The organism is Bradyrhizobium sp. 31Argb, from assembly GCF_043638955.1.
In the GTDB taxonomy this organism is placed as follows: domain Bacteria; phylum Pseudomonadota; class Alphaproteobacteria; order Rhizobiales; family Xanthobacteraceae; genus Bradyrhizobium.
The window spans coordinates 1-8,559 of record NZ_JBEGDB010000324.1 but is presented as its reverse complement, the minus strand read 5'-3'; the positions used below and the strand labels follow the sequence as shown (position 1 = coordinate 8,559).

The following is an 8,559-nucleotide window of genomic DNA, read 5'->3' as shown; positions in this document are numbered from 1 at the left end:
TTCATCCGCGCCTACAATGAAAAAGCACAGCCCTTCGCCTGGACGAAGAAACGAGTCCGCCAAAACGGTTCAAAGGCTGCCGTATCACTCAGCTCTGATTCCGGGTACTAGCTGCCATTCAGAGTCACCTTGCCGATCGCGGTGGATACCTGCGACTGGCCGAGACAATTACAAGCTTTCTTGCACGGCTACGCGCAACCGCGAAGACGTTAGATGTTTCAGAGCGCCAACGTATCGTCCGACTCCTCGTCAAAGAAATCCTGGTCTCCAATGACACAATCGTGATTCGCCACTCGATTCCTGCGCCAAGCGGTTCACCCGCCGGTGGCGGACCGACTTCGCCCCCTGGAGGCGGCCACCCGTCGGTCGGCGACGCAAGTTACCTTTTGCGTACGGGGAGTAGTAAGCCCATCCTGGCGAATCTGTTTCTGCATCATGCGTTCGATATGTGGATGGCGAGAACCTTTCCTCATCCCGTTTGAGCGCTACGCGGATGACGTCATTTGTCACTGCAAGAGCGCCGACGAGGCGCAGGCGTTATGGAGCGCGCTTGCCGACCACTTTGCGGCCTGCGAGTTGGTGCTGCATCCGGAGAAGACGAAGATGGTCTATTGCAAGGATGCGAACCGGCGTGGCGATTTTCCGAACCAGTCGTTCGACTTTCTCGGGTTCTCATTCCGAGCAAGAAAGACGGTATGGCAAGGAACTATCCACGCGCACGGCTTCATGCCCGCGGTAAGTCCAAAAGCGCTGAAGGCCATCAGCCGGACGATCCGGCGCTGGACTCTTCACCATCACAGCGACAAGTCCCTGCAGGATCTGGCCAAGGCCTACAATCCGTACACTCAAGGCTGGATCAACTACTACGGCCCCTTCCATCGGACGCAGTTGCGTCCGACCCTGAAGAGGATCGATGCCTTTGTCATCCCCTGGGCGCGCCGCAAGTTCAAGCGGCTGCGTCGCAAGACCAAAGGGGCACGAGATTGGTTTGAGCGGCTTTGCCGCGCAAATCCGACTCTCCTCGCTCACTGGCTGTCAATCGGCCCTTTAATTGCGAGGTGTTGTCAAGCTGCCATTCTTTGTCTCCAGTGGCACGACGGCAGCGATCACTTCGTCGGAGCTGGTCGGGGTTGCGGAGACGGAGTGATCGCGGGTGACGAGAGAATCGTCAGCCGGAATTGGTCTGAGGCCCGGCCTCTTTAACGGGTCAACTTATTCGCGTTGATGTCGCAGCTGGGGTCATGGTCCTTCCCGACGTAGCGGGCGCCTCATGTTGATGTCCGGATCCGACGCCTCAACGTTTGCAGCGGAGTGCGGACAAGCCGCCGCCAGCCGATTGAACGAGGTCGTCGCGATCACCGTCCACGTGTCCATAGCCGATATCGAAGACGCGTGACCGATTTGCCGCTCGCAGGGCGGATCGTCCAGCTCCTGGTAATCGCTCGCCGCTTCCGCTGCGACGCCGTCCTGTGCGGGCGCCAAATCTTCACTGAGCGCTTCGCCGAGGGGATTCTGGCGCCGTCGGCCCGACCCACGGCGAGGATGGATTCGATCGTTCATCACCTCGGCCTGGCGCTTGGCAGTCGACCGGCGGCAGGCTTCGCAAAGCGGCTGATGTTGCCGGTGAGTAAGGATACGCTGCTGCGCGTGGTCCGACGCCGTCACCGTCCGCCGGCCGACCCGCTCAAGGTCATCGGCACTGATGATTGGGCCTGGCGGCGCAATCACCGATACGCCAGCATCGTCTGCAACCTGGAAAGGCGCCGGATCGTTACCCTGCTGCCAGATCGTGAGCCCGCGACCGCCCAAGCCTGGCTTGCCGGTCATCCCACGATCGCGATCGTTGCCCGGGTCCGCGGCGGGGGATATGGCGAAGCGGCCGCAAAGGCCCTGCCGCACGCGGTACAGGTCGCCGATCGTTGGCATTTGATGGAGAATGCCAGTCGGGCCTTCCTTGACGCCGTCCGAAAATCGATGCGCCAGATCCGCACCGTCATCGGCGCGACCACGATCGATCCCAAGCTGCTCACCGCGGCCGAGCGCCTGCAGTATGACGGATATCTTCGCCGCGAAGAGACCAATGCAACTATCTTGGCTTTGTCGAAAAGCGGAACACCGATCAAGCAGATCGTACGCAAGACTGGCCATAGCAGGAAGCTGGTTCGACAGGTGATCCGTGGCGAACGCCATGATGTCTTCCGGACCCGGCAGAGTTCGCTCGATCATCACCTGCCATGGCTCGACGATCAGTGGGTTGCCGGCCGCCGAAACGGGACTGAACTTTGGCGACGTCTAAGGACGCGCGGCTTCCGAGGCTCTCTTCGTGTTGTCGCAGAATGGGCAACCCGCAGACGGCGGGTACTCGCAATCAACCGATTCGGAGCGCTACCATGAAGCAATACGTCGGGTTGGATGTCTCACAACGGGAAACTTCAGTCTGCGTAATCGACGAAAGTGGACGAGTAACGTTCGAAGGCAAGGCCAAGTCCGAACCTGGAGCATTGACCGAGCTACTTTGCAAGCGTGCGCCAAATGCTGAGCGTATCGGTTTTGAAACTGGAGCGATGGCGAGCTGGCTTTGGCACGAGCTCCGACGCGTTAACCTTCCTGTCGTCTGTGTCGATGCTCGCCACGCACATGCCGTACTCTCGACCCGCTTGAATAAGAGCGATCAGAATGACGCCCGAGGACTGGCCGAGCTGGTCAGGGTCGGCTGGTACCGAGAAGTGAAGGTCAAGAGCGAAGAGAGCCAAAGGACCCGGGCCGTTCTCGTGGCGCGATCTCGTCTGGTCGCAATCCGAAGGGATATCGAAAACCAAGTCCGCAGCATCGTCAAAGAGTACGGCCTGCTGTTCCCAAGAGCTATAGGCCTTCAGTTTCGGAAGCAGGTCAACGACTTGTTGGGTGATGATCACCACCTGCGTTCCGTGGTTGATCCTCTCTTGCTGGTCCATGATCAGGTCTGTCGGCAGCAAAGTAAATAGACGACGAGATTCGGCGGCTCGCAAAAGCGGATGAAACGACGCGCGCCTGATGACGGTCCCGGGCGTGGGCGTCGTAACCGCCCTGACGTTCAGGCACACGGTCGACGGTCCGTCGCGCTTTCGATCTGCGGCGGCCGTTGGAGCCTATCTCGGGCTTACGCCTCGACGCAACCAGTCCGGCGAGATCGATCAGAACGGCCGAATCTCACGCTGGGGCGATCGACTGCTGCGAACTTATCTCTACGAAGCCGCAACTGTCCTGCTCTACCGTACGAAGAAATGGGAATCGGCTGGCCCCGGCTTGTCCGCACTCCGCTGCAAACGTTGAGGCGTCGGATCCGGACATCAACATGAGGCGCCCGCTACCTCGGAAAGGACCATGACCCCAGCTGCGACATCAACGCGAACAAGTTGACCCGTTAAAGAGGCCGGGCCTCAGCCAATTCCGGCTGACGATTCTCTCGTCACCCGCGATCACTCCGTCTCCGCAACCCCGACCAGCTCCGACGAAGTGATCGCTGCCGTCGTGCCACCGGAGACAAAGAATGGCAGCTTAACAACACCTCGCAATTAAAGCGCCGATTGACAGCACTGGCAGCTATGTCATGGCAACGGCCGAACATCGGGAGCCGTATGAATCGAGAGGTTCACGTACGGTTCTGGGAGCGCCCGGAGGTGAAAGCCCTCCGGGCGACTCGACATGGGGTTCCGGAAAGCTGATCGCATGGTGCGCGTTCGCGCCAAACGCCGGTGCACCAGCGATCGTCGGCCACCTGGCAATTTGGCGGTGTATGCCGCGACTCAGGAGGCAGGAGCGCCCTCGGCGCCAAAGGGCTCAATCGTTGGCTCCCGTTGAAGAGTACGTGGGGTGTTGTCCAATCACCTCAGAACCCACTGTCGAGAGACGATCATGGTCACTCGATGCTCCGTGTTGTCGTTTTTCGGCCGTGTCCCGTTGAGGACGCGTATGTCCGGGAGCCGACGCTGTGGCGTAACTATTCCGACAATACAGCGCAAAGCACATGGTTTTCGTTCCTCAAAAAAGCCCCGCGCGAGCGGACTTTGGTGGCACGTCGATTGCTGGGACACGGAAAAGGATCCGCATGACCATGCAATCCAGTCGTCGCCGCAGGAGTTCAAATGAAACTTGCTCGATCCAAACAAGTCAGCGCCATAGCTGTACGGTTGAGTGCGGTCGGTATCGCATGCATTCGCATTAGCCAAAACATCTGCCTCTCGTCGACAATCTGTAGTCGTCTCCGTGTACCACCGAGCGCATCGCGACCTGCGAACGGAGCTGCAGCGAGTGGGGCGCGAATGCAGCTCGCTGATTGAAACGCGCCGCTTCAGTAACGAGCAAGACGAGATTGATGTGGTACGGCCGCGGCTGCCAGCGCGGCTTTCCTACACGAAAGCTAATGGAGTCCCCAACAGATGAACGCGCCCAGCTATTCCGAAGCCCTGGAATTTGCGATCGACCGCTCGTACGAGATCAATCTCGACATGTTGAGATCGCGAAATCTGCACCTGGACGCGCACAACGACTATCTCGTCGGCACATATCCTCCTCTCAAGGCAATGGGTGACCTGGATGCCGAAAGATTGTTGACTCAGGTCGCCTCGTCAATTGACCTCTATTTTCATATCCCATTCTGTAATCAGTATTGCACGTTTTGCCACTTCGCCAAGGAAATCAATCCATCTTCCGAGCGAGTGGAACGCTATTTGGCGGCCTTAAATAAAGAAATGACTTGGTCGGGCGCGGCGCTTGCTGGGAGAGCTGTTGAGACTGCGTTTTTTGGAGGGGGCACTCCCTCATTTTTGACGAACCATCAACTCAAAACGCTATTTGCCATGGTTAACGAGCGCTTTGATTTGTCGAAGTCAGAAGTAAGTTTTGAGTTGCATCCCTCGCTTGTGAAGCATGCGGACGCCGCGGATCGCATCTCGACTCTACTTAGAGGCGGAGTAAACCGCTTCGTACTGGGCGTTCAAAGTCTAGATCGGGATATTTTGCGTATATTGAACCGCGGGCACGGTCTGGAGGAGGTGATACAACTCGTGACATTGCTGAACGAGATGGGCGTTGAGAATCTATCGCTTGACCTCATGTATGGGCTGCCGCAGCAAACGCTTCGGAGCTGGTACGACTCAATAATCGGGCTGTTGGACATTGGAATAGAGAAGTTCAACGTATTCCCGTTGATGTTTAAATTGACTGACCCCGTGGCCCGCCATTTGGCTATGGGACGCTATCAATTCGCCGGGGCCAAGGAGCGCATTATAATGCACTTCATGGCGGAGCACATCCTCACGAAGCTCGGTTATCGCTATGGACCAATTTTCTATTGGACTAAGAGGTCGCAGCCGCACTCCGTTCAACAAAGCCGTAAATACGATTCCTGGAACGACAATAATCTCGTCCCGTTTGGGGTGGGTGGATTTGGCTACATGAGCCAGTGCCAGTTCTACAACGAGGCAGATCTAGATCGCTATCTACGTAGGGTCGAAGCCGGCGAGAAACCAGTGTGGAAGGGGGTTGTACTGTCCCAGGACGACCTCATGCGCCGAACATTAATGTTTGCCTTGCGAAGCAGCGGAGTGCTGCTCTCCCGCTTCGAGCGCGAATTTGGAGTATCGCTAGAAGAATACTTTTTCGGCGAGCTTGAAATCTTAAGGGAGGCAGGCCTCGTTCGCATTTCAAACGATGGCGTGCTTTCGTTAACCGACGCCGGAATTATCAACTCGGGCGCTGTATCGTTGCTATTTTTCTCTGAGAATGTACTTGAGCGGGTCGCGTACAACGATAGCAGGATAACAGACAAACAAACGGATCTAATCGAAAAGCACGACTACTCGCCCGCCGCAAGATATGGGTCGAGTGCAGAAATGCAAGCTGTTTTTCGATGAAGTGGGGGAGCGCTCGTCTATGGTCGCTACGTTGTCCTTTTCCACTCCGGAACAGCAGCGCCGTCGGGCGCGGCAGATATTTTCTCATGTGTCCGATAGCTTCGATCGCGGGCAACGGAAACGGCCGCTTGGGCTTGTCAGCAATGTTGTCGCCGATCAACTGCCGCACTTCATTGCCGAGATCAAAGGCAGTGAACGGCCAGATGAAGCGGTCAAGGCTCTTGGAAGTAGCATTAATGCGATGATTGCATCGGCTGACCATGATGGACAGCTGCTGAAGTTGCCGGATCCCGACTTCGCCGTCGCTAAGACAGACGTCCAATATCTCGTCAATTGTGCTTATCAGATGTCGGCGTTTGCCGGCCTTGATCCCGTGCAGGCGGAGTTGACGGTGGGAGAGGCGCTGAGCCGTCTCGCCCGCTTAAGCTGCCAGCGACAGCCTAGCATTGAGGTTCTCTCCTATGAAGATATGATCCTGACGAATCCAGTGCAGAGCGATCCTCGCATATATTGCCTTGGCGCCGCCGGGGTCGAGGAGCGAGACTTTTGCTTGGGTCATCAACTCATCGAGAGCGAGCTAAAATTGGCAATCGCAGCTCTACTTGAATTGCGTGATGCGGCTGACGCGGACGCTCATCAATGTCTTGCGCTATGCTTGGAACGCCTTGAGTCAGCGAACTATGTTCTGGCCCGATTTTTTGAACATATGTCGCCCGACCTATTTAGCCAATTTCGTGTGTTTTACGGAAAAAACCCTTACAAGAATAGGCTTGGCCCAAGCGGTCGGTTTTCTGCCCGGGTCGTGGCGGTCTCGGTGCTACTGGTCGGCGAAGAACTCTTTCAGCAGAAGCCGCAATACTATAGGGATTTGTATCGGCTGTCCGAATACTATCCGCAGGGAGACATTCACGAGGTATTCCGCTGGTTGTCACCAGATGACAAAGGCGCGGAGCCCACGCCAAGTTGGCTGGAAGGGAAAGCGGACTTTCCTGGGTTTGCAACCATTTCGCCCGTCATCGAACGCTATGGTGGAGAAGTCCGAAGGCTGCGCGCTTCGTGTGTTTGTGCGCTGGAACAGTTTACCCGGATGCACCGTACTACGGCTTTGAAATATACGGTTGAACCGGGTCGTCCAATTGTCGGAGTCGAGGCTTCGGAAAGTGTTGAGGCTGTCCTTTCACAGCGGCTGTTAACGGCGGCGCGATAGCCGGCGGTATTTGGCTAGCTAAAACATGTAGTGATGCTGAGAGGCGCAGGCATCCGACACGGGTCCAAAGGTGGCGTTCGATGTCTCAGGACGAAGTGATGTTTCGTCAATTTGAGTCAGGAGATACTGATGATGTGTGGCATCTGCATAGACGCGCATCGGAGGCGGTTGGTGTGTGTGGCCCGGAAGGAGCGTGGGAGGATGATTTACGAAACATTGGAGAAATATACATCGCGTCAGGCGGAGACTTCGTAGTTGCGCATATTGGTTCCAAGCTCGTTGCCATGGGTGGATTGAAGCTTATTGACGATGACGTCGCAGAGCTGAAGCGTATGCGAGTCGATCCTGCCTTTCGACGGCGAGGGCTTGGGACGAGGATTCTTAGTGAATTGGAAACGCGAGCCGCCGCCCTGGGATTCAAGCGGATAGTACTCGACACGACAAAGATCCAAGTAGGGGCTCAAAGACTTTATGAGGCCGCTGGCTACGTTCGCCGTAAGGAAGGGATGTTGCACGGATATGAAGTGATCTTCTACGATAAGCGGCTTGTCGGCCGGGATGAGCCACGTCACATAATCAACGAGGTTGTGGGCCTGGAGAATCCACGCTAGCCCTGTAGGGACCTGGCGTCGTGAAAGGCTGAAGCAGGTGAAGGCGCTGGAGTTCGGCTCGCGTCGACTGAGGAGAAGCGCGGGCGCCGCGGAAGCGGTTTCGTCGTCCGTGAAGAAGCTCCCAAGTCATTGAGCGGGAGTCGAATTTTGGATCGGAGCGAGGTTCGGGATTGCAAGCTTTTTGGATTTGAAGGCCCGAAAGCTTGCAATTTGATTTTTGGGATTCCGTCGAATCGCGTGTCGTGATTCCGTGGTCGCAACGGAGGGGACGATGCGACCCAAGGAACGACGGGACAGCGGACAGGCCGACCTTCTGCGCTCGCGGCTGGACGCGATCATCGACATGAACCATGCGCTGGTGCAGCTGGCGCGGACGATCGACTGGGCATTCCTCGAGCAGAAGTTCGGCGCGGTCTATGAGGACAAGCCGGGCCGGCCGCCGCTGCCGACCCGGCTGATGGCGGGGTTGGCGATCCTCAAGCACAGCTACGACCTCTCCGATGAGTTGCTGTGCGAACGCTGGGTGGAGAACCCCTATTACCAGTTCTTCTGCGGCGAGAAGTTCTTCCAGCACCGCCTGGTGTTCGACCGCTCCTCGCTGACCCGCTGGCGCCAGTGCATGGGCGAGGAGAAGCTGCAGGCCTTGCTGCAGGAGAGCCTTGCGGTTGCGACCAAGACCAAGGCGCTCAAACCGTCCGATCTCAACCGGGTCTTCGTCGACACCACGGTGCGGCCCAAGAACGTGATGTTCCCGACCGACGCGCGGCTTCTGGGAGTGTCAGAAGTTTTGTGTAAGAGCGCCTCTGTGAGAGGTTTGCGGGGTCAGCGGACTGACCCCATGGGGTCA

At 57.2% G+C, this 8,559-nt stretch carries 7 protein-coding genes and 1 pseudogene; all 8 read left to right on the top strand.

The window, feature by feature from the left end; genetic code table 11:
* Positions 1-435 precede the first annotated feature (435 nt).
* Positions 436-1,203 (top strand): group II intron maturase-specific domain-containing protein, encoded by a 768-nt coding sequence (locus AAFX91_RS36095; protein WP_394569699.1) that lies wholly within the window; start codon positions 436-438, stop codon positions 1,201-1,203.
* Between the two features lie 162 nt (positions 1,204-1,365).
* Positions 1,366-2,373: pseudogene (locus tag AAFX91_RS36090) on the top strand (ISL3 family transposase); the annotation flags it as partial.
* A gap of 17 nt (positions 2,374-2,390) precedes the next feature.
* The gene (locus AAFX91_RS36085; protein ID WP_245475146.1) at positions 2,391-2,984 is read left to right on the top strand and encodes a transposase; all 594 of its coding nucleotides are present in this window, start codon (positions 2,391-2,393) and stop codon (positions 2,982-2,984) included.
* A 49-nt stretch (positions 2,985-3,033) separates the two neighbouring features.
* Positions 3,034-3,312, top strand: a complete 279-nt coding sequence (locus AAFX91_RS36080; protein ID WP_245475145.1) for an IS110 family transposase — start codon at positions 3,034-3,036, stop codon at positions 3,310-3,312.
* A gap of 1,106 nt (positions 3,313-4,418) precedes the next feature.
* A complete protein-coding gene (locus AAFX91_RS36075; RefSeq protein ID WP_165421495.1) occupies positions 4,419-5,894 on the top strand; it encodes a coproporphyrinogen-III oxidase family protein in 1,476 nt (491 codons plus the stop codon).
* Complete coding sequence (locus AAFX91_RS36070; protein WP_245476761.1) at positions 5,866-7,101, top strand: hypothetical protein; 1,236 nt, start codon at positions 5,866-5,868, stop codon at positions 7,099-7,101. The genes AAFX91_RS36075 and AAFX91_RS36070 overlap by 29 nt, the downstream gene beginning before the upstream one ends.
* Before the next feature lie 80 nt (positions 7,102-7,181).
* Positions 7,182-7,712 (top strand): GNAT family N-acetyltransferase, encoded by a 531-nt coding sequence (locus tag AAFX91_RS36065; RefSeq protein WP_051397385.1) that lies wholly within the window; start codon positions 7,182-7,184, stop codon positions 7,710-7,712.
* A gap of 271 nt (positions 7,713-7,983) precedes the next feature.
* On the top strand, positions 7,984-8,559 hold a 576-nt coding region (locus AAFX91_RS36060), incomplete at its 3' end, for a transposase (protein ID WP_394569698.1).

Bases quoted from the DNA above. Each gene is read 5' to 3' on its own strand.
- AAFX91_RS36075 (WP_165421495.1), top strand. From the start codon at position 4,419: ATGAACGCGCCCAGCTATTCCGAAGCCCTGGAATTTGCGATCGACCGC.
- AAFX91_RS36080 (WP_245475145.1), top strand. From the start codon at position 3,034: ATGACGGTCCCGGGCGTGGGCGTCGTAACCGCCCTGACGTTCAGGCAC.
- AAFX91_RS36065 (WP_051397385.1), top strand. From the start codon at position 7,182: ATGTCTCAGGACGAAGTGATGTTTCGTCAATTTGAGTCAGGAGATACT.
- AAFX91_RS36095 (WP_394569699.1), top strand. From the start codon at position 436: ATGCGTTCGATATGTGGATGGCGAGAACCTTTCCTCATCCCGTTTGAG.
- AAFX91_RS36085 (WP_245475146.1), top strand. From the start codon at position 2,391: ATGAAGCAATACGTCGGGTTGGATGTCTCACAACGGGAAACTTCAGTC.